A 24,174-nucleotide genomic window follows, 5' to 3' on the forward strand; every position below is an offset into this window, starting at 1 on the left:
CGCACACACGCGCGTGCCGGAGGCTTCCGTCGAGACCGGCCGAGCTACTTCTTGCCGTCGCCGCCCTTGTCGTCCCCGGAGCCCATGGACTCGTAGATCTCCTTGCACATGGGGCACACCGGGTACTTCTTGGGGTCCCGGCCGGGCACCCAGACCTTGCCGCAGAGCGCGACGACGGGAGTCCCGTCGAGGGCGCTCGCCATGATCTTGTCCTTCTGGACGTAGTGCGCGAACCGCTCGTGGTCGCCGTCGCCGTGCGACACCTGCGGCGTCGGCTCGACGAGGGTTCCCGTACCGGTTCCGCGCTCGGGTTCGAGAGTGCTCATGGGCCCAGGGTACTGAAGCTCACACCCGTCAGTTGAGCGAAGGGTCGTCCGGGTACGTGGCCACCATCGCGAGCTGGCTGCGCTGGCGGCGCAGGACCTCGCGCCAGAGTCTCTCGGGGGCCGGCGAGGAGACGTCGCCGGGTTCCGACTCGACGACGTACCAGGCGCCGTCCCCCAGCTCGTTCTCCAGCTGTCCCGGGCCCCAGCCGGCGTACCCGGCGAAGATGCGCAGCGAGCCGAGCGCCTTCGCGAGGAGCTCGGGCGGGGCCTCCAGGTCGACGAGGCCGATCGCGCCGTGCACCCGCCGCCAGCCGAGCGGGGCGCGCTCCCCGGAGGCGCCGCCGGGGATCACGGCGACACCGAGCGCGGAGTCGAGGGAGACGGGGCCGCCCTGGAAGACGACGCCGGGTTCACCGGCGAGGTCGGCCCAGCCCGCCAGGATGTCACCCACGCCGACGGGCGTCGGGCGGTTGAGGACGACACCGAGGGAGCCCTCCTCGTCGTGGTCGAGGAGAAGCACCACCGCACGGTCGAAGTTCGGGTCCGCCAGGGCGGGCGTTGCCACGAGCAGCCGCCCTGTGAGCGAGGACACCTCGGTCATGCCAGACATGATCCCGCATCTTCCCCGCGCGTGGGGAGGCAATCCGCTCAGAGCCGACCTGGAGAGATCCGGGCAGCTCCGGGCACCTGAAACGTGCTCCACGCGTGCGTGCCCGGTCAGTGACCGCACGTACCCGGCACCACACCGATCGTGTTGTGACACGGCTATGACGGTCCTGAGCGCCTCCCGGGCTTCCGGAAGGGGGGCGAACGGCGATTACCCTTTCCCTTCTGGCCCCTGACCCACTCCACGGAACGCGAGATTCATGACCGTCAACGGCTCTGACGACGTACTGATTGTCCACGGCGGGACTCCGCTGGAGGGGGAGATCCGTGTCCGCGGTGCGAAGAACCTCGTACCGAAGGCCATGGTCGCCGCCCTGCTGGGCAGCGAGCCGAGTCGGCTGCGCAACGTTCCGGACATCCGTGACGTGCGTGTCGTACGCGGACTGCTGCAACTGCACGGGGTGACGGTCCGTCCGGGCGAGGAGCCCGGCGAGCTGGTGATGGACCCGACGTACGTGGAGAGCGCGAACGTCGCGGACATCGACGCGCACGCGGGCTCCAGCCGTATCCCGATCCTGTTCTGCGGTCCGCTGCTGCACCGGCTCGGGCACGCGTTCATCCCCGGGCTCGGGGGCTGCGACATCGGCGGCCGGCCGATCGACTTCCACTTCGACGTACTGCGGCAGTTCGGCGCGACGATCGAGAAGCGGGCGGACGGTCAGTACCTGGAGGCGCCGCAGCGGCTGCGCGGTACGAAGATACGGCTGCCGTACCCGTCGGTCGGCGCGACCGAGCAGGTGCTGCTGACGGCGGTGCTCGCCGAGGGCCTCACCGAGCTGTCCAACGCGGCGGTCGAGCCGGAGATCGAGGACCTCATCTGCGTCCTGCAGAAGATGGGCGCGATCATCGCCATCGACACCGACCGCACGATCCGCATCACCGGCGTCGACAAGCTCGGCGGCTACACCCACGCGGCCCTCCCGGACCGCCTGGAGGCCGCCTCCTGGGCTTCCGCGGCCCTCGCGACCAACGGGAACATCTACATCCGCGGCGCCCAGCAGCGCTCGATGATGACGTTCCTGAACACGTACCGGAAGGTCGGCGGGGCCTTCCAGATCGACGACGACGGCATCCGCTTCTGGCACCCCGGGGGCCGGCTCAAGTCCATCGCGCTGGAGACCGGCGTGCACCCCGGCTTCCAGACGGACTGGCAGCAGCCGCTCGTGGTCGCCCTCACGCAGGCCACCGGGCTCTCCATCGTCCACGAGACGGTCTACGAGTCCCGCCTCGGCTTCACCTCCGCGCTCAACCAGATGGGCGCGCACATCCAGCTCTACCGCGAGTGCCTCGGCGGCTCCGACTGCCGCTTCGGGCGCCGCAACTTCCTCCACTCGGCGGTCGTCTCCGGCCCCACCAAGCTCCAGGGCGCCGACCTGGTCATCCCCGACCTCCGAGGCGGCTTCTCCTACCTCATCGCCGCCCTGGCCGCCGAGGGCACCTCCCGGGTCCACGGCATCGACCTGATCAACCGGGGCTACGAGAACTTCATGGAGAAACTCGTGGAGCTCGGCGCGAAGGTCGAACTTCCGGGCAAGGCGCTGGGTTAGAAAGCCTTTGAGTACGACGTCGGGGCGGCCCTCCCGGAAAGGAGGGCCGCCCCGACATTTGTTTTAGCGAGGCTAGGCCGTGGGGCCTTACTTGCCCTTCGCCGCTTCCTTGAGCTTGCTGCCCGCGGAGACCTTGACGGAGTAGCCCGCCGGGATCTGGATGGGGTCGCCGGTCTGCGGGTTGCGCGCGGTGCGAGCGGCACGGTGGGTGCGCTCGAAGGTCAGGAAGCCGGGGATCGTGACCTTCTCGTCGCCCTTGGCGACGATGTCACCGACGACCTCGGCGAACGCGGCCAGCACGGCGTCGGCGTCCTTACGGGTCACCTCGGCGCGGTCGGCCAGCGCGGCCACCAGCTCACTGCGGTTCATGTTGTTACTCCCGTGTTCTTCATTGCTGTTGGGGCGTGCCCTGCGGCAAAGCCTCGGGCACAGCGAAGCCGATACGCTCGCGCCCAGGGTCGCATCCTGCCCCTACCTGCGGCGCGAAAGCCAATCCGGCACCCCTAGGGGTCGTGAGAACCCCCCTGGGAGTCACACGAAAAGCGCCTGTTCGGCCGCAACCCTAGAGTCAACGCCTGTGTGCGCGGTTTCGCGACGCGCCGGGCAGGAGGCGTGGGAAGTCTCACAGAAACCGCGTCCGGGGGCGCGAGGATTTACCCCCCGACCGCCCCCGGACGCGCGTTCTTACGACTATTAGGAGGCCGAGGTGGAAGCCGACGCGCCCGCCGCCTTCGCCGCGTCCCGGACGGCCCCGGCGACCGCGCCGGCGACCTTGTCGTTGAAGACGCTCGGGATGATGTAGTTCGGGTTCAGCTCGCCCTCGGTGACGACGTCCGCCAGCGCCTTCGCGGCCGCAAGCATCATTTCCGTGTTGACGGTCCGGGACTGCGCGTCGAGGAGACCGCGGAAGACACCCGGGAAGACCAGCACGTTGTTGATCTGGTTCGGGAAGTCGGAGCGGCCCGTGGCGACGACGGCGGCGGTCTGCCGGGCGACACCCGGGTCCACCTCGGGGTCCGGGTTCGCGAGCGCGAAGACGATCGCGCCCTCGGCCATCGCGGCGACGTCGTCCCCGTCGATGACGTTCGGCGCGGAGACCCCGATGAAGACGTCCGCCCCGCGCACGGCCTCCTTCAGCGTCCCGGTGAGGCCCTCGTGGTTGGTGTTGTCGGCGATCCAGCGCAGCGGCGAGTCCGCCGGGGCGTCCACGAGGTCCGTACGGGCGGCGTGGACGACGCCGTGGATGTCGGCGACGACGGCCTGCTTGACGCCCGCCGCGAGGAGCAGCTTGAGGATCGCGGTACCGGCCGCGCCCGCGCCGGACATGACGACCCTCACATCGGAGACGTCCTTGCCGACGACCCGCAGCGCGTTGGTGAGGGCGGCGAGGACGACGATGGCGGTGCCGTGCTGGTCGTCGTGGAAGACGGGGATGTCGAGGGCCTCGCGCAGCCGGGCCTCGATCTCGAAGCAGCGCGGCGCGGAGATGTCCTCCAGGTTGATGCCGGCGAACCCGGGGGCGATGGCCTTGACGATCGCGACGATCTCGTCGGTGTCCTGGGTGTCGAGGCACAGCGGCCAGGCGTCGATGCCGGCGAACCGCTTGAAGAGGGCCGCCTTGCCCTCCATGACCGGCAGGGCGGCCTTGGGGCCGATGTTGCCGAGGCCGAGGACCGCGGAGCCGTCGGTGACGACCGCGACGGAGTTGCGCTTGATGGTGAGGCGGCGGGCGTCCTCGGGGTTCTCGGCGATCGCCATGCACACGCGGGCGACGCCCGGGGTGTAGATCATCGAGAGGTCGTCACGGTTGCGGATGGGGTGCTTGGACTGCATCTCGATCTTGCCGCCGAGGTGCATCAGGAACGTACGGTCCGAGACCTTGCCGAGGGTGACGCCCTCGACGCCGCGCAGCTTCTCGACGATCTCCTCGGCGTGCACGGTCGAGGTGGCCGCGATCGTGACGTCGATACGGAGCCGCTCGTGACCGGACGCGGTCACGTCGAGGCCGGTGACGGAGCCGCCGGAGGATTCCACGACGGAGGTGAGGGCCGATACGGCGGTCCCGCCGGCGGGTACCTCCAGCCGGATCGTCATCGAGTAGGAGACGCTGGGCGCCGTTGCCATGGCCGACTTCCTCTTTCACCGTAAGAACTTCACCGTAGGCTTCGCCGTTCGGCTGAATCTTGCTGTCCGATCGTCGCACCTACCGTCGGGTAGGCGTTAGCCGGTCCCGCATTGCGAACCTTTTGTTCACGACGCGAAGAGGCCCCCGTCCGAACGGACGGGGGCCTCCTGCGTCAAGCCTGCGACACCGGCCCGCCATGCTCGCCTCGCGGCAAGTGGTCGCTCGAAGCGACTAAGGTTGGGCCCGGGGGCTTGGATCGAGCCGGTGTCACAGCAAGGCTAACAAACACCCGCCACCGAACCATTCCCGTCCGGGGAGTTCACAGGAAACCTAGGCCGTGTCTTTCGGATCAGCCCTGGGCGCGGGGCGTGGCACGCACATCTGCCGCGTTGTCGTCAGTCGCCGACGCGCCGCGTCGACTCCCTCCTCCGCCTTGCAGCTGCACGCACCACGCCCCGCTCACCGGCGTTACGAAGGCACCGCCTCTTGAGGCGGACTGATCCGAAAGACACGGCCTAGTCCCGCAGCAGGTCCGGGACGCCCTCCCCGTCCGGCTGGTCGCGGTCCGCCGAGACGACCGTGAGCTGCTGGGTGGCGCGGGTCAGGGCGACGTACAGGACGCGCAGGCCCGCCGGGGACTCGTCCGCGATCTCCGCCGGGGAGACGACGACCGTCGCGTCGTACTCCAGGCCCTTCGCCTCCAGGCTGCCGAGGGCCACCGCGCGGTCGCCGAGGCCGTCGAGCCAGCGGCGGGCCTCCTCGCGGCGGTTCATCGCGACGACGACGCCCACGGTGCCGTCCACCTGCTCCAGCAGCCGCGCGGTCTCCTCGCGGACCGTTTCCGCAAGCGTTTTCCGTACGGTGCCGGCGCGCTCGCCGTTCGTGCCGTTCACGCCGTTCGCGGCGCTCGGGCTGCTCGCGCCGTTCATCGCGACGAAGCGCGGGACGATCCCGGTGGAGCGCACCGCCCTCGGTGACTGCGCGCCCGGCATCGCCAGGGCCAGCACCTTCGCGGCGAGGTCGGCGATCTCGGCCGGGTTGCGGTAGTTGACGGTGAGGGTGAAGCGGCGGCGCGGCCGGGTGCCGAGGGCCTCGTCGCGGGCCTCGGCGGCCTCGTCCGGGTCGGACCAGGAGGACTGGGCGGGGTCCCCGACGACCGTCCAGGTCGCGTGCCGGCCCCGGCGGCCGACCATCCGCCACTGCATCGGCGTCAGGTCCTGCGCCTCGTCCACGATGACGTGCGCGTACTCCACCCGTTCCTGCGCGAGCCGCTCGGCGCGCTCCCGCTGGGACTCCTCGCGCACCGGCATCAGCTCGTCGAGGCCGGTGAGCTGGTCCAGGGGGTCCAGTTCGCGCTTCTTGCGCGGCCGGGCCGGGGTCCCGAGGATCGCCTGCAACTCGTCGAGCATCGCGATGTCGTGCACGGAGTGGCCGTCCCGCTTCAGCGAGCGCGCGACCCGGCGCACCTCGCCCGGGTTCAGAATCCGCCGCGCCCAGCGCCCGAGGCGCCGTTCGTCGGACATCGCCGCGAGCACGCCCTTCGGGGTCAGCTCGGGCCACCAGGCGTCCAGAAACTCGATGAAAGCGTCTTCTGTCGACACGTCCTCGTCGAAGGAGAGGCGCAGTTCGGCGGCGAGTTCCGGGTCGGTGTGCCGGGTCGCCGCGCCCGACCGCTCCCACAGCGCGTCCAGCAGCAGCTTCCGGGCGCGCGGGCGGAGCATGTTGACGGGCGCGGTGCCGCTGAGCGCGGTGTGGCGGACGCGCTCCAGGGCGGGGGCCTCCAGCTCCAGCCGCCGGTTGAAGGCGACGACGCGGAGGCGGGTGGGGGGACCGGGGGGTACGGGGTGTACGGGGGACGCGTCGGGGTCGTCACCGAAGGCGAGCTGACCCGTAGTACCCGTAGTACCGGTACCCGAGCCCGTAGTACCCGTAGGGGTCACCTCCAGCGCCCCCCGGGCCGCCTTCCGCAGCACCCTCAGCATCCGGTACGACCCCTTGGCGCGGGCGACGGCCGGCGCGTCGTACAGGGTGGCCTCCGCGCCGTCGACGAGGGAGCCGATGGCCCGGATCGCCACCTGGCCCTCCTCGCCCAGGGACGGCAGCACGCCCTCCGTGTAGGCGACCAGGAGCGGGGTCGGGGAGACGATCAGGATGCAGCCCGCGTAGCGGCGCCGGTCCTGGTAAAGGAGGTAGGCCGCGCGGTGCAGGGCGACGGCCGTCTTGCCGGTGCCGGGCCCGCCCTCGACGTACGCGACGGACGCGGCGGGGGCGCGGATGACGAGGTCCTGCTCCGCCTGGATGGAGGAGACGATGTCGCGCATCGTGTGCGTACGGGCCTGGCCGAGCGCGGCCATGAGGGCGCCGTCGCCGATCGCGGGGAGCTTCGCGCCGTCCAGGAACGCCGTCAGCTCGGGGCGCATCAGGTCGTCCTCGACGCCGAGGACGCGGCGGCCCTTGGAGCGGATGACCCGGCGGCGGACGACGCGGCCGGGGTCGACCGGGGTGGAGCGGTAGAACGGCGCGGCGGCGGGCGCGCGCCAGTCGATGACGAGGGGGGCGTACTCCTCGTCGAGGACGCCGATCCGGCCGATGTGGAGCGTCTCGGCGATGTCGGCGGTGTTGTCCTCCCGGATGACGCCCTCGGCGGGTTCGACGGCGGTGTAGGCGCCGTCGGGGCCCTTCTTGCCGTCCTTGCCGAGGAGCAGGTCGATCCGGCCGAAGAGGAAGTCCTCGAACTCGTTGTTCAGCCGGTTGAGATGGATACCGGCGCGGAAGACCTGGGCGTCCCGCTCGGCGAGTGCGCCGGGCGTACCGACCTGGCCGCGTTGCGAGGCGTCGTGGAGCAGGAACTCCGCCTGATGGATCTTCTCCTCCAGGCGCCGGTAGACCCGGTCGAGGTGTTCCTGTTCGACGCTGATCTCGCGGTCCCGTACGGAGTCCTGGACCTGGTCCTGGACCGTCGTGGTCGCTGATCCGAGCGCGGTTTCCTGTTGAGCCTGAGCGGCCACCGGGCCCCCTTCTGACGTGCTGGGCAGCCGTCAACCGTACGCGAAAGGGGCCCGTACGTGGAAGTCACGCGCGCGTGTGCGCCGTTTTGGACTCAGGCGTCGATCTGGACGAGCTTCTTGCCGCCCAGGGTGACGACCTCGTAGTGGTCGATCTGGTCGGGTGTCATGGACGTGCCGCCCATGACGTAGAGCGGGTTGCGGGCCTGCTCGGTCTTGGCACCCGGGAGGCCGTAGCCCCATTCCGGGACGGCCCAGGTGGAGACGGTCTCCCGCTCGCCGTTCTTGCCGACGGCGATGAGGACGCACTTCTCCGGACCGGCCACGTTCTTCAGTTCGATCACGGCCTCGGTGCCCCACGCCTTCTTGGCGTAGGCGACGGTGCCGGTGACCTTCGTGGAGGCGTCGGTCGCGGTCTTCTTGTCGGAGAGCGTGCCGAAGACGTCCTTCGCGGGGTTCGCGGAGGCCACGACGTTCTTGTCCTTGGCGCCGCCGCCGTCACTGCCGCCGGTCGCGGCCATGACGCCGAGCGGGCCGCCGATGATGAGCGCGGCGGCTGCCGCCACCAGGAAGAACGAGCGCCGGCGTTTGACCGCGCGGCGGTCGGCGACCTCGTCGACCAGCTTCTCGACCAGGCGGGGGCTGGGCTTGGCGGAGAGCGACTCGCCGATGGCGGGGGTGCCGGTGCCCGGGAGGTCCGCGAGGGCGGCGAGCATGGGCTCCATGCCGGCCAGCTCGTCGAGTTGCTGGGCGCACCATTCGCAGCCCGCGAGGTGAGCCTCGAAGGCGGTCGCCTCGGCGTCGTCCAGAATGCCGAGGGCGTAGGCGCCGACCGTCTCGTGCTCGTTGGGAGCCGGTGCTCCCTGCCTGGGGCTCATGGGTCCAGACATACCCGGACCACCTGTGCCGAATCCGCCGCCGTGTCCCCCGTACACACTCATCACGCCGTCACCCCCCGCTCCTCCAGAGCCAGCTTCATCGACCGCAGGGCGTAGAACACCCTGGAACGGACGGTTCCGCTGGGTATGCCCAGGGTTTCCGCCGCCTCATTGACGGTACGCCCCTTGAAGTACGTCTCGACGAGCACCTCCCGGTGGGCCGGGGTCAGGTCGTCGAGCGCGTCCGACAGGGTCATCAGCCACAGCGCCTTGTCGATCTCGTCCTCCGCGGGGATGACCTCCAGCGGTGACGGGTCGACCTCCTGCGGCCGGGCCTGCCGGCTGCGGTGTCCGTCGATGACGATGCGCCGGGCGACCGTCACCAGCCAGGGGCGTACCGATCCGGTGGCTCGATTGAGCTGTCCGGCGTTCTTCCAGGCACGGATGAGTGTCTCTTGTACGACGTCCTCGGCGCGTTGGCGGTCTCCGGCGACCAGGCGCAGGACATATGCGAGGAGGGGTCCGGCGTGCTCCCGGTACAGGGCACGCATCAGCTCCTCATCAGGCTCCGAGGGCTGGGACATGCGATGTCGGGCCCTCGATCCACGTTCATTGGCCACGACGGAATCCTTGCGCACGCCCACCTCCGATGTCCGGGGGTTCCCCCAGTCGGTCGCTCCGCCACGAGTACGGGCGGGGTGTTCGGAGTGTTCAAGGTCATCGACAACTTTCCTCGCGGTGCCGTGACGAGGTGGACATGGCCGCACATTCCCACCCGCGGTTCTTTACATTTCCGCCACATCGACAAGATCGCGCCAGCTGCCCGGGGGTCACACAAGTGAAACGGAGTGTTGTCGAAATCACTTCAACTGGTGCGGGGAGGTGATACGGCGTTTCCCGGCGAATGCTCTATATGGGACAGCCGCCTCACAGTTTGACGCCCCATCAAACCCACTCTCCCCTCGAACCTTCGTCCGCAATACGGGATTTCACGGCCTGTCGAAGGGGTTACGCCCCGGCAAACACCAGACCCCCCTCCGATACCCACCACCCCCCATCTTTCAAGCACCCCCCAACTCCCCACCCCCACACCCACCCCCACTCACCCCCCTCCCCAAGCACTCGGCGCCGGAGGCGGGTTGGCGGAATACCGACGGCGGGGGTGGGGGGAGGACTCCACGCCATGAGGACGAATCAGGGAGAGAAGGACAGCAACCGAAGAACCGAGGCGCAGCACAGGGACCCCTCCCCTCCCTGCCTGCAACCGACCGGCCGAGCCGCACCACCCACCCCCTCAGGGGCGCGGGGAACTGCGCGAACACCCCCCACCCACCCGCACCCGCACCCCAACCCGCCCTCACCCCACCCCCCTTCAAGCCCGAGCCAACGCAGCCCTACGCCGATGCCGGGCCACCCTCTCCCTGTTCCCGCAGATCTCGCTGGAGCACCAACGGCGTCGGCGTCCGCGGGAGGTGTCGAGGTAGACGATGGGGCAGTTGTCGCCCTCGCACTGGCGCAGGGCGGAGAGGGAGCCGGGATCGGTGAGGAGGTCGAGGGCGTCGCGGGCGAGGGTGGAGAGGAGGGCGGGACAGGTGGGCGGTTCGGCGAGACGGCTGGTGAGGCGACCGTCGTCGAGAAGGACCGCACGGGGAACGGGAGGCGCGGGCCGGGCGGCGTCGTTGAGGACGGCGAGGGGACGGTCGTACGGATGGACGTCGTACGCGACGCCCTCACGCGAGCCGGCGTCGTACAGACCCGCGTCGTACAGACCCGCGTCGTACGGACCCGCGTCGTAGGAACCCGCCCTCCGCCGCACCCCCTCCGGATGGAGCACCGCGTGGATCAAGTGGCCGACCGCGTCCCGGAGTTCGCGGAAGGAGGTCAGCCAGGGCGGGGTGGCGTCGGGGAGGGGGGTGGACGGGGGGAGGAGGCCGGAGGCGGTGATCCAGGTGGTGAGGGAGGGCAGGTCGGGGAGGCGTTCGTGGGGGTGGGTGGTGGCGAGGAGGTCGAGGCAGAGGCGTCCGGCGTCGAAACGGGGGAAGGGGGGTCCCGGGACCGCCGCCGTACGTAGCGTCATGTGCCTGTCACCACCCGGGGGAGGACGGAGAGGAGCGTGTTCCCTCCCCACAGTGCCTGCCCGGCCCACTCCACCGGAACCCCTCCGTACCCAAGCCGTACGGTTCCCCGCGTGAGCGCTCGCGCACTGTCCCCGAACGAAAACAGTGGGTCGCCGACGAACCCCCGAGCCGCCCCCACACACCCCACGCCCCCTGGTACACCCCCACCGGCACAAACCGGAGCCCACCCGCACGGCCCCCTCACACGAGACCCCTCCAGCCTGGCCCGTACAAGCCCCCACCCCTCCCAGACCGACCCCCCGCACACGTCCCACCGCCCCCGCCGGCGCGCGGGCGCTTCCCCACAGACACAAGCCGCCCCTCGCCCTCCCAACCCCCAGCCCCGCCCTTACCCCCTCCCCCCTCCCGATCCCCCGCACGCATACGCCCCCCTCCCCTCCGCCCCAGCCGGCCCTCGCGCACTCCCCACTCCGGAAACCGGCCTCCGCCCGCCCCGGCCCCTTTCCCCCGCACACAAGCCACCCCTCACCCGCGCGATCACCCTGCCCCCCACCCCACCCAACCTCTCAAACCGTCCCCCCGCGCGGTGAGACCAACGTTCCCTTCCGGTCACCGCCTGGCACAGCCTGGAAACGCGTGGTCCCTACCTTCGGGACAGCAGCCGAGTCCAGGACCCACCGTGGAGGCGTCATGACATCCCCCGGCACACTTCCCGCAGCGCCCAAGAAGGGGCGCTGGATAGAGAACTGGGACCCGGAGGACGAGGCGTCCTGGAACGCGGGCGGTGAGAAGATCGCCCGCCGGAACCTGATCTTCTCCGTGCTGTCGGAGCACATCGGCTTCTCGATCTGGACCCTGTGGTCGGTCCTGGTCCTGTTCATGGGCCCGGAGTACGGCCTGACCCCGGCGGACAAGTTCCTGCTGACGTCGATGGTGACCTTGGTCGGCGCGGTCGTCCGCGTCCCCTACACCTTCGCCGTCGCGATCTTCGGCGGCCGGAACTGGACGATCATCTCGGCCGCCCTCCTCCTCATCCCGACGATCGCCGCGTTCACGGTGATGGAGCCGGGCACGTCGTTCGGGACGTTCCTGCTGGTCGGCCTGCTCGCAGGCATCGGCGGCGGAAACTTCGCCTCGTCGATGACGAACATCAACGCCTTCTTCCCGCTCCGCAAGAAGGGCTGGGCGCTCGGCCTGAACGCGGGCGGCGGCAACATCGGCGTCCCGGTCATCCAGCTCATCGCCCTCGCGGTGATCGGCGCGAGCGGCGGCCCGCGGGTCCTGCTCGGCATCTACATCCCGCTGATCGTGATCGCCGCGACCCTGGCCGCGCTGTTCATGGACAACCTGACGTCCGTGAAGAACGACACCGGCGCCGCGATCGACGCGGCGAAGGACGGCCACACCTGGATCATGTCGTTCCTGTACGTCGGCACGTTCGGCTCGTTCATCGGCTACTCGTTCGCCTTCGGCCAGGTCCTGACGAACCAGTTCGGCCGCACTCCGCTCCAGGCGGCCTACCTGACCTTCATCGGCCCCCTGCTGGGCTCCCTGATCCGCCCGGTCGGCGGCTGGCTCGCGGACCGCTACGGCGGCGCCCGCATCACCCTGTACAACTACGTCGGCATGGCGGCGGCCACGGCCGCGCTGGTCGTCGCGAGCATGCAGAAGTCGCTCCCCTTCTTCGTCACCGTGTTCATCGTCCTGTTCGTCCTGACGGGCCTCGGCAACGGCTCGACGTACAAGATGATCCCCGGCATCTTCCAGGCGAAGGCGCAGGCCAAGGGGCTGACGGGCGAGGAGGCCGCGGCGTACGGCCGGCGCCTGTCGGGCGCGTCGATGGGCCTCATCGGGGCGGTCGGCGCACTGGGCGGCGTCGGCATCAACATGGCGTTCCGCCAGTCGTTCCTGTCGTACGGCTCCGGCACCGGCGCGTTCGTCGCCTTCCTCGCCTTCTACGCCGCCTGCTTCGCGGTGACGTGGGCCGTATACCTTCGCAAGCCCGCCCCCACGATCATCACCACGGAGTCGAAGCCGCAGCTCAGCTACGCCAAGGTGTGACGTAACACCGCCGACACCGACCGGAACCGAGCCTGTCACGCACCGTTGACAGGCTCGTCGGTCATGCGGCCTCAGTAACCGGGACGCCTCAGCAAGCCGGGACGAGAGTGACTATGTACGACGAACAGCAGCGACCGGAACACGGTCCCCTCGCCGGATTCACCGTCGGCGTGACCGCCGCCCGCCGCGCCGAGGAGCTGGGTGCCCTGCTCCAGCGCCGGGGCGCGGCGGTCGTCCACGCGCCCGCGCTGCGGATCGTGCCGCTGGCGGACGACAGCGAGCTGCTGGCCGCGACGAAGGACCTCATCGACCAGGCGCCGGACATCGTCGTCGCGACGACGGCGATCGGGTTCCGCGGCTGGATCGAGGCGGCGGACGGCTGGGGCCTCGGCGAACCGCTGCTCGCCCGGCTCGCCTCGGTGGAGGTGCTGGCGCGCGGGCCGAAGGTGAAGGGCGCGATCCGCGCGGCGGGGCTGACGGAGGAGTGGTCGCCGTCGAGCGAGTCGATGGCGGAGGTCCTGGACCGGCTGCTGGAGCAGGGGGTGGAGGGTCTGCGGATCGCCGTCCAGCTGCACGGCGAACCGCTCCCGGGGTTCGTGGAGGCGCTGCGGGAGGCGGGCGCGGAGGTGGTGGGGGTGCCGGTGTACCGCTGGATGCCCCCGGAGGACCTGGCGCCGCTGGACCGGCTGCTGGACGCGGCGGTCTCCCGAGGGCTCGACGCGGTGACGTTCACCAGCGCGCCCGCCGCCGCCTCGCTGCTGTCCCGCGCGGAGGAACGCGGGCTGCTGACCGAGCTGTTGACGGCGTTCCGGCACGACGTCCTCCCGGCCTGCGTGGGTCCGGTGACGGCACTTCCCTTGCAGGCGCTGGGAGTTGACACGGTCCAGCCCGAACGCTTCCGGCTCGGGCCGCTCGTCCAGCTCCTCTGCCAGGAACTCCCGTCCCGCGCACGGGCGTTGCCCGTCGCCGGGCACCAGGTCGAGATCCGGGGGCACGCGGTGCTGGTGGACGGGGAGTTGAAACCGGTGCCGCCGGCCGGGATGTCCCTGCTGCGGGCACTGTCCCGCCGCCCCGGGTGGGTGGTGGCCCGCTCCGAACTGCTGCGGGCGCTGCCGGGGGCGGGGCGGGACGAGCACGCCGTGGAGACGGCGATGGCCCGGCTGCGTACGGCACTTGGGGCGCCGAAGCTGATCCAGACGGTGGTGAAGCGGGGGTACCGGCTGGCGTTGGACCCGGCGGCGGATGCGAAGTACGCGGACGCGTGAGGGGGTGGCGGTTACGGGGGGGCAGGACGGTTGGGCGGGCCTGGACGGGCCTGGACGGGGCAGGGCGCAGCCAGGCGGGGCGGGGCGGGGCGGGGCGGGGCGGGGCGGGGCGGGGCGGGGCGGTGACGAACGTCTGCGGGGTGTCCGGCGTCTCAGTCGCGTGAGGCTGAGCCACAGGAGGACCCATGCGCCGTCTGCTCGTGTCGACCGTCGTAGCCGTGACGATGTCCGTGGGGGGCTGCGGGAGCGGCCTCACGGCGAACTCGGGGGGTCCCGAGCGCGGGGGGACGGAGAGTGCGCCGCCTTCCGGTGAACGGGCCCGGCAGGTGGCCGCCGCCTGGAACGGCTCGCGGGCGGCGGCGAGTTGGCGGGCGGGGTACCACCCGCTGGGTGAGTGGACCCGGTATCCGGCGGGGGCGGAGAACGCGAGCCTGACCCTGCGGACGAACCTCCCCGACCCCCCGGCCACTCCAGGCCGGATCAAGTGGCCCGACGGCACATCCGTCACCCGCCCGCTCCAGCCCGCGTCCACGGCGTACGACGTCCTGAACCGCTACGCCGGATACGGCCCCCAACTCGCAGTCACCTCGGTGAAGTTGGGCGAGACGACCCTGCCGACGACCCGGGGCCCGGCAACGGTCCCGGCGTGGCTCTTCACGGTCGCCGGGTACGACACTCCCGTGACCCGAGCCGCCGCACTCCCCTCCGAACTCCCCGAGAGCCCCATAGCGGGCAGCCGCGTCGAACAGTGGTCGGTGAGCCGGGTGGCAGCGGTACGGGGCGCCACGCTGAACGTCATCGTCCCGCACGGCACTTGCGCCGCCGGAGCCTTCGTGGATGCCCTGGAGACGCCGGGCAGCGTCGTGCTGTCGGCGCACGTCCCGGACCCCGAACCCGGCCCGTGCACGGCGGACTTGAAGCTGGACCCGGTGACGGTACGGCTGACGGCACCGCTGGGCACCCGGGTCCTCCTGGAGGCGTCGACGGGGCTGCCCGTGCCGTACGACCTCCCGAACGGCTCGTCCCCGTCCTGGAGTTGAATGACGGGGTGAGCGAAGAGACGGCTGCCCGTTCGGTGTTCGGGGCGTTGGGCGGGATCGTGGAGATCGGTGCCGTGACGGCGGCGGGCGGGGATCTCCGGTCGGCGTCGGTGGGGGAGTTCGCGCGGACGCACTCCGCCACCACGGACAGGCTGATGCAACTGGTCCGTGAGACGGGCGACTTCGGCGATGCCGTCATGGGGATCGGCGAGGAGCTGTGCTGGCGCCGGGACCACGAGGTGACCGTGCCGTCCCTGCTGCTGTCCGCCGGATGGAACGGCGGCCTGGAGGAGGACGCGGAGTCGGTGCGGCGCCTGTGCGAGGTGGGCGCGGACCTCCAACTCGCCCTGTTCCTGGACGGCTTGCTGGAGTCCGCGCTGACCAGGACGCCCCGCCCCACGGACCCCGGCCCCATCCCCGAGGCCCTGGAGATCGCCGTCCGCCTCACGGGTCTGGCCCACCGCGTCACACCGTCCGGCGTCTTCCGTACCTGGCGCGCCGGCTTCCTCCCGGCGATCCTGCGCCCCGACTCGTCCGCCCCCGACTGGGGCCGCGAGGGCTACCGGACCCTCACTCGCGCTCTGGAGGACACGCTGGACCGGTAGGCATCCGCATCTCGAACCACACGGCCTTCCCGATCCCGTAAGGCCGGGGCTCGGCACCCCACTTGTCCGCGATCGCCGCGACGAGCGCGAGTCCGCGCCCGCTCTCGTCGAGCGGGCCCGCGTCCCGGGGCGTGGGCAGCGTGTTGTCCGCGTCCTCCACGGCGACGCGGAGAACGTCGTCGTGCAGGACGGCGTGCGCGTGGACCTCCCGCCCGGGGACCTTGGCGTGCCGATAGGCGTTCGTCATCAACTCGCTCAGCAGCAGCACCGCGTTGTCGACGACGTCGTCCGGCAGCTTCCACGCGGTGGCCTGCTCACGGAAGAAGAAACGGGCCTGACTCGCGGCACGGCGGTGCCGGGCGAAGCACCAGCGCATGTGGTGGGTTGGTGAAGGGAACATGGGCGAGCGGTTCCTTTGCGTGTGATTCTCCGACGTTCGCCCAACACAGACTGCTCACCTCCACTTACTCTCGGAAGTCACAGCGCGGCTACACCGAAGTGCTGTAGCCACCCCGTACACAGGGCGAGAGGGCGGGTTCGACAGTGAGTTCGGAGGAACCCCAGAAGACGCAACCCAACTGGCGGTACTGCGGCGACCAGATCAAGCTGTGGCGCGAGGAGTCCCAACTCAGCCGCCAGAAGCTCGCGGACGCCACCGAGTACTCCTACGACTACGTCAAGGCGATGGAGAACGGCCGCCGCAAGCCGACCCTACGGTTGTTGCAGACGGCGGATCAACTGTGCGGGGCGAAGGGGAAGTTGGTCGCGGCGTACGAGTTCTTGAAGCCGGAGCCGTATCCGGCTCGGTCGCAGGAGTACATGGACCTGGAGGCCGAGGCGATCGCTGTACACGACTACGCGCTCGGGCTGATTCCGGGCCTGTTGCAGACGGAGGAGTACGCCAGGGCATTGATCAGCGAGACCTGTCCGCCGCTGGACGACGAAACGGTGGAGGAACGCGTACAGGGACGGTTGAAGAGGCAGGAGGCCCTGAAGCGGCGCAAGGGCACGGTGTACGGCTTCGTGATCCACGAGGCCGCGCTACGAACTGTCGTAGGTGGGCGGGACGTTATGCGTCGTCAGCTGCTGAACCTTTTGGAAGTCGGCGAGTTGCGCAACGTGTCCATCCAGGTACTGCCGTTCGGCAGGTGCAACGGACTGGCGCTTCACGGCTCGTTCATCCTGCTGGAGTCCAAAGAACATGAGCACTACGCCTACGTCGAGGCTCCGAAGACGGGCGTACTGCACGAACATGGGGACATCCTGAGCAACCTCACACAGATGCATGGCATGATCCGCATGCAGGCTCTGAGCGTGGAGGAGTCGGCGGAGTTCATCAGAAAGCTGGCGGAGGAGCTATGAACGAGCGGCTGACCTGGTTCAAGTCGAGCTACAGCGACTCGGACGGCGGTGCCTGCCTCGAAGTAGCCCTCACCTGGCGCAAGTCGAGCTACAGCGACTCACAGGGCGGCGAATGCCTCGAAATCGCCCCCTGCCCCCACACCCTCCACATCCGCGACTCCAAACTCGGCCCGGACAGCGCCCACTTCACGGTCGCCGCCGACACCTGGGCCGCCTTCCTCACCTACACCACCTGACCGGAAGGGGCGGCCCCTGAACCCCCAGCCGGCCGCCCCCTCTCGATCACCGACTCGCGCTTCACGCTCCCCCAGCGGCGAGATACACCCGGGCCTTCCGCAGAGCCACCGACCCGGCCCGGAACCTGATCCCGGCCCCCTCACTCCCCAAGGCGACGGAAACCACCCCGCCCGGCCGAACCCCCACCTCGAACCGAGCGGCCTCGACGGAACCCCACCCGTCGACCGAGAACTCTTCGACGCCTGGGAAGAAGAGGAAGAACTCCAACGTGTTGTACTCCACGCCGAGCCAGGCGTCCGCCGGATACGCCGGCATGACCTCCGTCTGAAATCCCACCGTCACCGACTCCCCTCGTTCATCGACATGAACATAGAAAAGTCGGCAATCCCCGGCAGCCGGTACGGAATCCCCGTAGTACCGACCAAGGGAATCGGGCGACGCAAGAATCTCACCCCAGTCAGAAGCGCTCATAGTACGTCCTCTCACAAGTCCCCGGAAGCGACTGGTACAGCCGATTCTCCAGCCGCTTCAAATGAACCCGCGGACCCCCGTCCATCCCATCCCCCTGAATCTTGAACGCACCCACCCGCCCAACGGTGACCGAGTCCGAACACTCAAAGGAAATCCCCACCTCCCGCCCCACAGGTCGAACCTCCACCCGAATCCGCCGACGCTCCAGCCGCGAAACCACGCCCACCCGGGCGACAACCGGAGGACGCCACCCCTCCATGTCCAGCCGCCCGACATCCAGAAACCGCAACTGACACTGCACCGTGTCCAATCCGGCCTCTCTCCATTCCTGCGGCGCGAATTCAGGAAAAGAAGCGAGATCCACCCGCAAGGTCACCGTAGGCCCGATCCAGTTCAGATTGACAGAACGCAACCTGAGATCCCCGGCCAACGGCAACACGTCCCCGTAGAGCGGGCCCAGCACATCTGAGTTCGCGACAAATTCATCAACGGTCATAGTAGTAATGCTCCTGTGCTCCAGGCACCTGTCCATTTCGGGTGTCTTCATAAGGTCGCACATGCACATGCGACGGCTGATGTCCCGGTGTACCAGGTTCCTGATGACCAAAATGATGGTCCTGGAAAACGATCAGGTCGCGTCCGTTAGGATGCTCGTACACCTCTTCGGTGTAATAAATGGGCTGATGATTCTTATCCAGCAACTGCTTACCGCCCTGCCATTCAGGCAACGTGGCTGGAACGTAGTTATTCACCTCCAGCGGCTCAGCACCCTCCGGAATGCCCGCATCGCGCAACGCCTCCGCTTTCGCATCTGCAAGGCTCTTCCCAACCTTGCGCGGATATTCAGGCGCCAATCCGAGCGAGTCGCACCAGTTATGAGGGTTATGGACATAGGTAGATGGATTGTATGCCGGCGCCAGCCCAAGTGGATCAGATGTAAGATACCGGGCGGCCTCAGGGTCGTAGTGCCGAAAAAAGTTGTAGTGAAGACCGGTCTCGGAGTCGTAATACTGCCCGGGAAAACGTAGCGGTGTGTAGGTCGTACTGTTGCTGGTCCAGGCTGTAGAACCCCACAAAGTGGATCGAGTACGCCAGGCGATCTCCCCTTGTTCGTCCACCAGTTCGGTCGGCGTGCCTACGAGGTCCGTGACGATCGCGAAGAAACGGGAGTCGATCTCGTTCTGTGGGGCTTCCGCTGCTGTGATGCGCTCCGTCTGGGAGATCGGATAGAGACCCCGGTGGTCCCAGGTGACCGTGACCGGGTTCGGTAGGTCGGGGGATGTTGTGGTCTGTTCGCAGAGGGTGGTGCCGTCCCAGGTGAAGTCGACGCGTTCCACGACCGTTTCGCCGTCGTCCGCGAGGCGGAGTTTTGAGGTACGGCGGCCGAGGGGGTCGTAGGTGTAGCGCCAGCGGGTGCCGTCTGGGGTGGTGACCGAGGTCAAGCGGTCTTCCGGGTCCCATGCGTAGCGCCAGGTGTCCGGCTTGCGGGAGAGGCGGGTTTTCTGGCGGAGGGTGACGCGGCCCAAGGCATCGTGTTCGTAACGGACCTGGCCCGCACGGGTGATACGGGTGCCCGTGTAGGCGCGGGGGCCGGTCGCCTCGTGGCCGGGGTGGGTGGCCGGCCAGTCCGCCTGGGTCTGGTTGCCCGCCGCGTCGTAGGCGTACGTCTCCGTCCAGTCGGCGGCGTGGACCGCCGTGACGCGGCCGGTCGCGTCGAGGTCGAAGCGGCGGAGGCCGATCAACTGGTCGTCGATGCCTGTGAGGTTGCCGTCGGCTCGGTACGTGTACGCGCGGTGCTGGACCGAACGGCCCGCCCGGTCGGTCACCGACTGGGCTGTCAGGCGGCCGAGTTGGTCGAAGGTGTGGGAGAGGGTGACCGACTCGCCGATGTGGCGGGCGAGTTCACGGCCGGCCTCGTCGTACGTGAAGTCGATGTCCCGGCCGGACGCGCGCATGTCGGTTCGGCGACCTGCCGCGTCGTAGGACCAGGTGGTGACGGCGCCGGTCGGGGTGGTGCGGCCGGTGCGGCGTCCCAGGTCGTCGTAGGTGTAGGTGACCGTGCGGTCGCCGACCGTCTCCGAGCGGACTCGGCCGAAACGGTCGCGCAGGATGCTGAGGATGGTGCCGTCGGGGCCGGTCGCCAGGGCGAGGCTGTCCGTCAAGTCGTAGGCGTACGTGGTGACTTGGCCTGCCGAGTCCTTGCGGGTCGGCCGGTTCAGGTGGTCGCGCTCGAAGGTGGTGGTCTCACCGAGGGTGTTCGTACGGGAGACCAGGCGGCCCGCGAGGTCGTAGGCGTACGTCAGGACACGGTCGTCGAAGTCCGTCTCCGTGGTGAGGTTGCCCGCGGCGTCGTAGGTGTAAGTCCAGGTCAGGCCCTGGGGGTTGGTGACCTTGGTGAGGCGGAGTTCGGAGTCGTGGTCGAACTCGTAGCGGACGCCGTCGGGGCCGGTGCGGGCGGTGAGGAGGTCGAAGTGGGTGTGCTCGAAGCGGGAGACGCCGCCCAACTGGTCCGTGTGGGTGGTGCAGTTGCCCTCGCCGTCGTACGTCCACGACTCTGTGGTGCCGTCCGCTGCCGTGCGGCGGGTGAGGTGGCCCTCGGTCGTCCACTCCAGGTGGGTCGGCGCGCCTGTCGGGTCGGTGATCGTCGTGGGGCGGCCGTGGGCGTCGCGAAGGTAGCGGGTAGTCGCCCCCAGGGGGTCGGTGACGCGGAGGGGCAGGCCCGCGCGGTCGGCGACGATCGTCGTCGTGTTGCCGTCGGGGTCGGTGATGGTGGTGAGGTGGCCGGCCTCGTCGTGGGTGAAGTGGGTGGTGCGGCCGGCGGGGGGTGTGACCGAGGTGCGGTTGCCCCTCGTGTCGTACGTCTGGCGGGTCGTCGTGCCGTCGGGGGCGGTGAACTTCACCAGCAGGCCGAGGTCGTCGTACTCCGCCTTCGTCTCCCGGCCGTCGGGGCGGACGATCGAGGTGAGGTTGCCCCGCTCGTCGTAGGTGAACGACGTGGTGTGGTCCAGGGGGTCCGTGTGGGAGAGCAGCCGGTTGTAGCGGTCGCGCCGGTAGCGGGTGACGGCGCCCAACGGGTCGATGTCCGCGACGACTTGGAGGTCGTCGTTGATCAGGAAGCGGCGAGTGTGGCCCTCGCCGGTGGTCGTGGTGGTGACCCTGAGACCGGTCTCGGGGTCGGTGTCGTCGTACGTGACACGCAGGGCCATGTGACCGGCCGCGCCGGTCTCGGCGACACAGCGGTCCTGGTCGTCGTACTCGTACGCGTAGCTACGGTCGTTGGTGTCGGTCCAGGAGGTGACCCGGCCCGCCTCGTCGTACGTGAAGCGTAGGGGTAGCCCTGAGGAGTTGACGACCTCGGTGAGGTTGCCGTCCGTGTAGCCGTAGCTCTTGAGTACCTCGTACGTGGGAGCCAGGAGGAGGGCCGTGATACGACCGTCGGTGGTGGTGACCCGGATGTCGTGGCCGGAGCTGGAGACGATGCCCTGGGGAATGCCTTCGGCGTCGTACTCCAGAGTGATCCAGTTGCCGTTGCGGTCGTCGATCTGTTCCAGGACGGCCAGGCCGGTGCCCCGGTCGCCGAAGTGGTGGACACGGCCGGTGAGCGGGTCGGTGACGGTGTAGCCGTCGTCCTCGCGGTCCAGCAGCCGGCGGGGACCGTGGCTCGGGAGGGTGGGGACACCGGGCGCGGGGTGCGGGTAGGCGAGGAGCAGACCGTCCTCGGTGACGAGGACGACGCCCTCGGCGTCGATCTCCAGGCGCTGGTCGAACGTGGAGGACCAGGAGGGGCCGAACCAGCGGCCGAGACGGTATCCGGACTCCACGCGCCTCTGGAGTACTACGGGTAGGGGGCCGGGAAGCGTGACGTCCGTCTGCGGCAGGTACATCTTCCCGCTGGCGAAGTCGATGGGGTCCGAGCCGGTGCTCTCGACGCTGTCGTCCGTACGGGACACCTTGCTGGGGCCGTCCGAGACGGTGTCCCGCGCGGAAGCCTCCCCCGCCTCCTTCACCCCGCCACGCACCGCCGCCCGCTCGGCGGCGCCCTCCGCCCCTTCCCGTGCTACCCGTAGTACCCCCTTCAGCTCCCCCAGCCCCTTGGAGCCGAAGGCGTCGGGGAGGAGGCGGCCGATTCCTTCGGAGGGGTCCTTCTTGAAGCCGTCCCACATGGCGTCGAGGGTGCGGCCGGGGTGGGCGCTCGCGGAGACGAGGCCGGAGAGGGTGAGGCTGGCGTTCTGGAGGTACTCGGCGGGGTGGGTGAGGTTGTAGGGGTCTATGGGGTTGAGGCCGCGGGCGAAGTTGACCAGGCCGCCGGTGCCTTTCACCACCCCGCCCGCCACGTGCAGGATCTCGGTGTTGGCGGCGGTCAGGCCGTCGGAGAGGTCGGACTTGAGGCGGTCCAGGGGCGGGGGTTCCTGGGGAGCGTGGGCCAGGGCCGCGCGTACGCTGCCGGCGGCCGTCGCCCCTGCGGAGTTGCGCTGGCGCCGGGCTTCGGCGAGGACCGCGCGAGCGCGGGTGATCAGGGATATACCGGGGTCGGTGAAGGGTTCGGGACGCGGACCGGGGTCCTGGTCGGCGGCGATCTTCGCGTTGTACGCGTCGACTTTCTTGTTGTACGAGGTCCTGGCCTGCTCGGACGCCTTCTTGCCCTGCGTGTAGAGGTCGATGGCCTCCTGGGCCTGCCCCTGCGCCCAGGTCACCGTTCCGGCGTAACTCTCCAGAGCCACGGCGGCCTGCTCGCAGGCGGCGGCAGCGTTGAGCCACTGCTCGGGGTGGCGGATGAACTTCTCCCGGAAGGTGTCGGCCGCCGCGCCCTTCCAGGAGGCGGAGTCCACCTTCTTCAGCCCCGAGGCGACGGTGTCGAACGCCTTCTGGAAGTCGCCCAGGTGCTTCGCCGCGGCGGTGATCGCCTTGGGGTTGCCGTGGATCAGCTCGTTCGCCTGGTCGGTCGAGCCGAGTTCCTGTTCGCCCGGCGTAGCTCCCAGGTCTGACGCGAGCTGGTCTCCGAGGTCCTCGACCTTGTCGGCGAGGCCGCCCGCGCCGATCTTCTCCAGGCCGTCGCCGACGAGTTCGCTGCCCTTGTCGATACCCTCGCCGAGCATCTTCTTGCCCGCGTTCCAGCCGTCCTCCAGCTTGCCGAGGCCGGAGTTGACCAGGTCGTCGAAGCCCATCAGCGCGACTGCCCTTCCTGCTGGGCCTGTTGCTGGGCCTGCTGGGCGCGCTCCTCGGGCGAGGGGCCGAAGGTGTGGTCCAGCATCTGTTCGTACTCGGCGTCACTCACCCCGGCCGCACGCCGCAGGCTCTCGGGGGTCGGGCCCAGCACCCCCATCGGGCCCAGCGTCTCGGACGTCATCACGTCCCGGCCCGCGTCCTTCCAGCCCTGCTTCGCGGCCTCGGCCGCCTTCTGGAAGGACTCCGCGCTGTAGTCGGGGTTGGTGACGGCGTCGTACTGGCCGAGCGCGATGTCGTTCCAGCTCTTGGCCTCCACCTCCTCCTCTGAGGCGTAAGGGCTGCCGCCCAGAACGGAGTTGGCGAGGACCTTCACCGAGCCGCTCACGTATTGGTCCGTCTCGTACAGCAGCCCCGCGGCGAGGCCCACGGATTGGGCGAAGGCGTTCGCCTGCACCACCAGGGCGCGCACCCCCCAGTCCCAGCGCTCACAGAACGTGGAAAACTGCGAGCGCAGCTCTTCGTTGCCCAACTCCAGCCCGGAGAGGGAGAGTTCGGAGAAACCGCGCCCCGCTCCCGCGAGGCTGTCGATGCCGATCTCCCGGAGTTCGTCCAGGGTCAGGGTGATGCCCTTCGCGACCTCGGCCATCCCCGCGGTGTTCAGGTCGTCACCCGCGCCGCCGGCCGGCTTCCGCTGCACCGGATCGATGTTCACCGTCGTCCCTCCCCGTCCGTCCCCATGTCCGCGGCCGTCCCGGAATCCACGGCCGCCCCGTCCGGCACGATCCCCCTCACAGGCGGGAACAGCACGCCCTCGCCGTCGCTGCCGACGTCCAGCGCGACACCGCACGGCACCCCGGCGACCACCGTCCCGACGTCCAGCAGCCGGGCGCCGAGCACGCGCCGGTACGGCCATTCGCGCTGGATCTCCCCCCTCGCGATCGCGAACCTGCTGAGCGCCTCCTCGTTCGAGAAGGCGTAGATCCAGCGGATTCCGCCGAAGTCGGCGACCAGAGGTGCGCCGCCCTCGGCAAGCGGCAGGAGGACGGGGGTGCGGCGGAACCCGCCGAGCAGGGCGGCGAATTCACGGCGGCGGGCGGCTTCGGCGGGCTCGGATGCGTTCTGTGGTGGCGCAGAAGGTGGCGGGGGCGGGAGTTCGGCCGCCGCGTCGGCGGTCTTCCCGAACTCCGTGCCGGACACCGGCCCCAAGCCCCCCTGCGACGACTGCGGGTTGCCCGGAGGCGGGTCCAGATAGTCGCGCAGGCGGGACGGGCGCACCGGCCCCGCTGTCTCCTCGCCCCCGTTCTCAGCCATGCCCGGAATCATCACACCTGCGTATCGCGAA

Annotated in this window: 21 protein-coding genes; 7 read left to right on the forward strand and 14 right to left on the reverse strand. The window is 69.6% G+C overall.

Going from position 1 to position 24,174, the window contains the following annotated elements; all coding sequences use genetic code 11:
- Positions 1-44: 44 nt before the first annotated feature.
- A complete protein-coding gene (locus tag ABZX85_RS26600) occupies positions 45-326 on the reverse strand; it encodes a DUF3039 domain-containing protein (RefSeq protein WP_355873380.1) in 282 nt (93 codons plus the stop codon).
- A 28-nt stretch (positions 327-354) separates the two neighbouring features.
- The gene (locus ABZX85_RS26605) at positions 355-927 is read right to left on the reverse strand and encodes a YqgE/AlgH family protein (RefSeq protein ID WP_355873383.1); all 573 of its coding nucleotides are present in this window, start codon (positions 925-927) and stop codon (positions 355-357) included.
- Positions 928-1,192: 265 nt separating this feature from the next.
- On the opposite strand from ABZX85_RS26605, the gene murA reads away from it, so the two are divergent.
- Positions 1,193-2,539: a UDP-N-acetylglucosamine 1-carboxyvinyltransferase gene (gene murA / locus ABZX85_RS26610; RefSeq protein ID WP_355873386.1), complete on the forward strand. Its 1,347-nt coding sequence runs from the start codon at positions 1,193-1,195 to the stop codon at positions 2,537-2,539.
- 87 nt (positions 2,540-2,626) lie between these two features.
- Here murA and ABZX85_RS26615 read toward each other — a convergent pair whose 3' ends face one another.
- From ABZX85_RS26615 to ABZX85_RS26640, 6 genes are all read right to left on the reverse strand, one after another.
- Entirely contained in the window at positions 2,627-2,908 is a 282-nt protein-coding gene (locus tag ABZX85_RS26615) for an HU family DNA-binding protein (RefSeq protein ID WP_005486790.1), read from the reverse strand.
- Positions 2,909-3,232: 324 nt separating this feature from the next.
- Positions 3,233-4,663: an NAD-dependent malic enzyme gene (locus tag ABZX85_RS26620; RefSeq protein ID WP_355873389.1), complete on the reverse strand. Its 1,431-nt coding sequence runs from the start codon at positions 4,661-4,663 to the stop codon at positions 3,233-3,235.
- A 516-nt stretch (positions 4,664-5,179) separates the two neighbouring features.
- On the reverse strand, positions 5,180-7,672 hold the full coding sequence (locus ABZX85_RS26625) for a UvrD-helicase domain-containing protein (protein WP_355873392.1): 2,493 nt from the start codon (positions 7,670-7,672) through the stop codon (positions 5,180-5,182).
- Between the two features lie 92 nt (positions 7,673-7,764).
- The gene (locus ABZX85_RS26630) at positions 7,765-8,547 is read right to left on the reverse strand and encodes a zf-HC2 domain-containing protein (RefSeq protein WP_355873395.1); all 783 of its coding nucleotides are present in this window, start codon (positions 8,545-8,547) and stop codon (positions 7,765-7,767) included.
- Between the two features lie 62 nt (positions 8,548-8,609).
- Positions 8,610-9,131, reverse strand: coding sequence for a sigma-70 family RNA polymerase sigma factor (locus ABZX85_RS26635; RefSeq protein WP_010039908.1), 522 nt, complete (start codon positions 9,129-9,131; stop codon positions 8,610-8,612).
- 788 nt (positions 9,132-9,919) lie between these two features.
- Complete coding sequence (locus tag ABZX85_RS26640) at positions 9,920-10,624, reverse strand: CGNR zinc finger domain-containing protein (protein ID WP_355873398.1); 705 nt, start codon at positions 10,622-10,624, stop codon at positions 9,920-9,922.
- A 691-nt stretch (positions 10,625-11,315) separates the two neighbouring features.
- Here ABZX85_RS26640 and ABZX85_RS26645 point away from each other — a divergent pair.
- The 4 genes from ABZX85_RS26645 to ABZX85_RS26660 all read left to right on the forward strand — a co-directional run bounded on the left by ABZX85_RS26645 (position 11,316) and on the right by ABZX85_RS26660 (position 15,596).
- A complete protein-coding gene (locus tag ABZX85_RS26645; RefSeq protein WP_355873401.1) occupies positions 11,316-12,686 on the forward strand; it encodes a nitrate/nitrite transporter in 1,371 nt (456 codons plus the stop codon).
- A 113-nt stretch (positions 12,687-12,799) separates the two neighbouring features.
- Positions 12,800-13,951 carry a uroporphyrinogen-III synthase gene (locus ABZX85_RS26650; protein ID WP_355873404.1) on the forward strand — a complete coding sequence of 384 codons (1,152 nt, stop codon included), beginning with the start codon at positions 12,800-12,802 and terminating at the stop codon, positions 13,949-13,951.
- Between the two features lie 185 nt (positions 13,952-14,136).
- On the forward strand, positions 14,137-14,991 hold the full coding sequence (locus ABZX85_RS26655) for a hypothetical protein (RefSeq protein ID WP_355873407.1): 855 nt from the start codon (positions 14,137-14,139) through the stop codon (positions 14,989-14,991).
- 8 nt (positions 14,992-14,999) lie between these two features.
- Positions 15,000-15,596 carry a hypothetical protein gene (locus ABZX85_RS26660; RefSeq protein ID WP_355873409.1) on the forward strand — a complete coding sequence of 199 codons (597 nt, stop codon included), beginning with the start codon at positions 15,000-15,002 and terminating at the stop codon, positions 15,594-15,596.
- On the opposite strand, the gene ABZX85_RS26665 is transcribed toward ABZX85_RS26660, so the two are convergent.
- Positions 15,562-15,996, reverse strand: a complete 435-nt coding sequence (locus ABZX85_RS26665) for an ATP-binding protein (protein ID WP_355873412.1) — start codon at positions 15,994-15,996, stop codon at positions 15,562-15,564. The genes ABZX85_RS26660 and ABZX85_RS26665 overlap by 35 nt on opposite strands.
- 143 nt (positions 15,997-16,139) lie before the next feature.
- Here ABZX85_RS26665 and ABZX85_RS26670 point away from each other — a divergent pair, with 143 nt between their 5' ends.
- Together ABZX85_RS26670 and ABZX85_RS26675 are read left to right on the forward strand one after the other, a co-directional pair.
- On the forward strand, positions 16,140-16,958 hold the full coding sequence (locus ABZX85_RS26670; protein WP_355873415.1) for a helix-turn-helix transcriptional regulator: 819 nt from the start codon (positions 16,140-16,142) through the stop codon (positions 16,956-16,958).
- On the forward strand, positions 16,955-17,194 hold the full coding sequence (locus ABZX85_RS26675; protein ID WP_355873418.1) for a DUF397 domain-containing protein: 240 nt from the start codon (positions 16,955-16,957) through the stop codon (positions 17,192-17,194). Before ABZX85_RS26670 ends, ABZX85_RS26675 begins: the two co-directional genes overlap by 4 nt.
- Before the next feature lie 61 nt (positions 17,195-17,255).
- Here the strand turns inward: ABZX85_RS26675 and ABZX85_RS26680 are convergent, their stop codons facing one another.
- Genes ABZX85_RS26680 through ABZX85_RS26700 form a run of 5 tightly spaced genes read right to left on the reverse strand, consistent with a single transcriptional unit; the run spans position 17,256 to position 24,143 of the window.
- Entirely contained in the window at positions 17,256-17,666 is a 411-nt protein-coding gene (locus ABZX85_RS26680; RefSeq protein WP_355873421.1) for an Imm50 family immunity protein, read from the reverse strand.
- Positions 17,653-18,162, reverse strand: coding sequence for an Imm50 family immunity protein (locus ABZX85_RS26685; RefSeq protein ID WP_355873424.1), 510 nt, complete (start codon positions 18,160-18,162; stop codon positions 17,653-17,655). The genes ABZX85_RS26680 and ABZX85_RS26685 overlap by 14 nt, the downstream gene beginning before the upstream one ends.
- Positions 18,152-22,831, reverse strand: coding sequence for a putative T7SS-secreted protein (locus tag ABZX85_RS26690; RefSeq protein WP_355873427.1), 4,680 nt, complete (start codon positions 22,829-22,831; stop codon positions 18,152-18,154). The genes ABZX85_RS26685 and ABZX85_RS26690 overlap by 11 nt, the downstream gene beginning before the upstream one ends.
- A complete protein-coding gene (locus tag ABZX85_RS26695; protein ID WP_355873429.1) occupies positions 22,831-23,544 on the reverse strand; it encodes a hypothetical protein in 714 nt (237 codons plus the stop codon). Before ABZX85_RS26695 ends, ABZX85_RS26690 begins: the two co-directional genes overlap by 1 nt.
- The gene (locus ABZX85_RS26700; RefSeq protein WP_355873432.1) at positions 23,541-24,143 is read right to left on the reverse strand and encodes a hypothetical protein; all 603 of its coding nucleotides are present in this window, start codon (positions 24,141-24,143) and stop codon (positions 23,541-23,543) included. The genes ABZX85_RS26695 and ABZX85_RS26700 overlap by 4 nt, the downstream gene beginning before the upstream one ends.
- Positions 24,144-24,174: the final 31 nt, after the last annotated feature.

This window comes from Streptomyces sp. NPDC004539 (genome assembly GCF_040610055.1).
Lineage (GTDB): Bacteria > Actinomycetota > Actinomycetes > Streptomycetales > Streptomycetaceae > Streptomyces.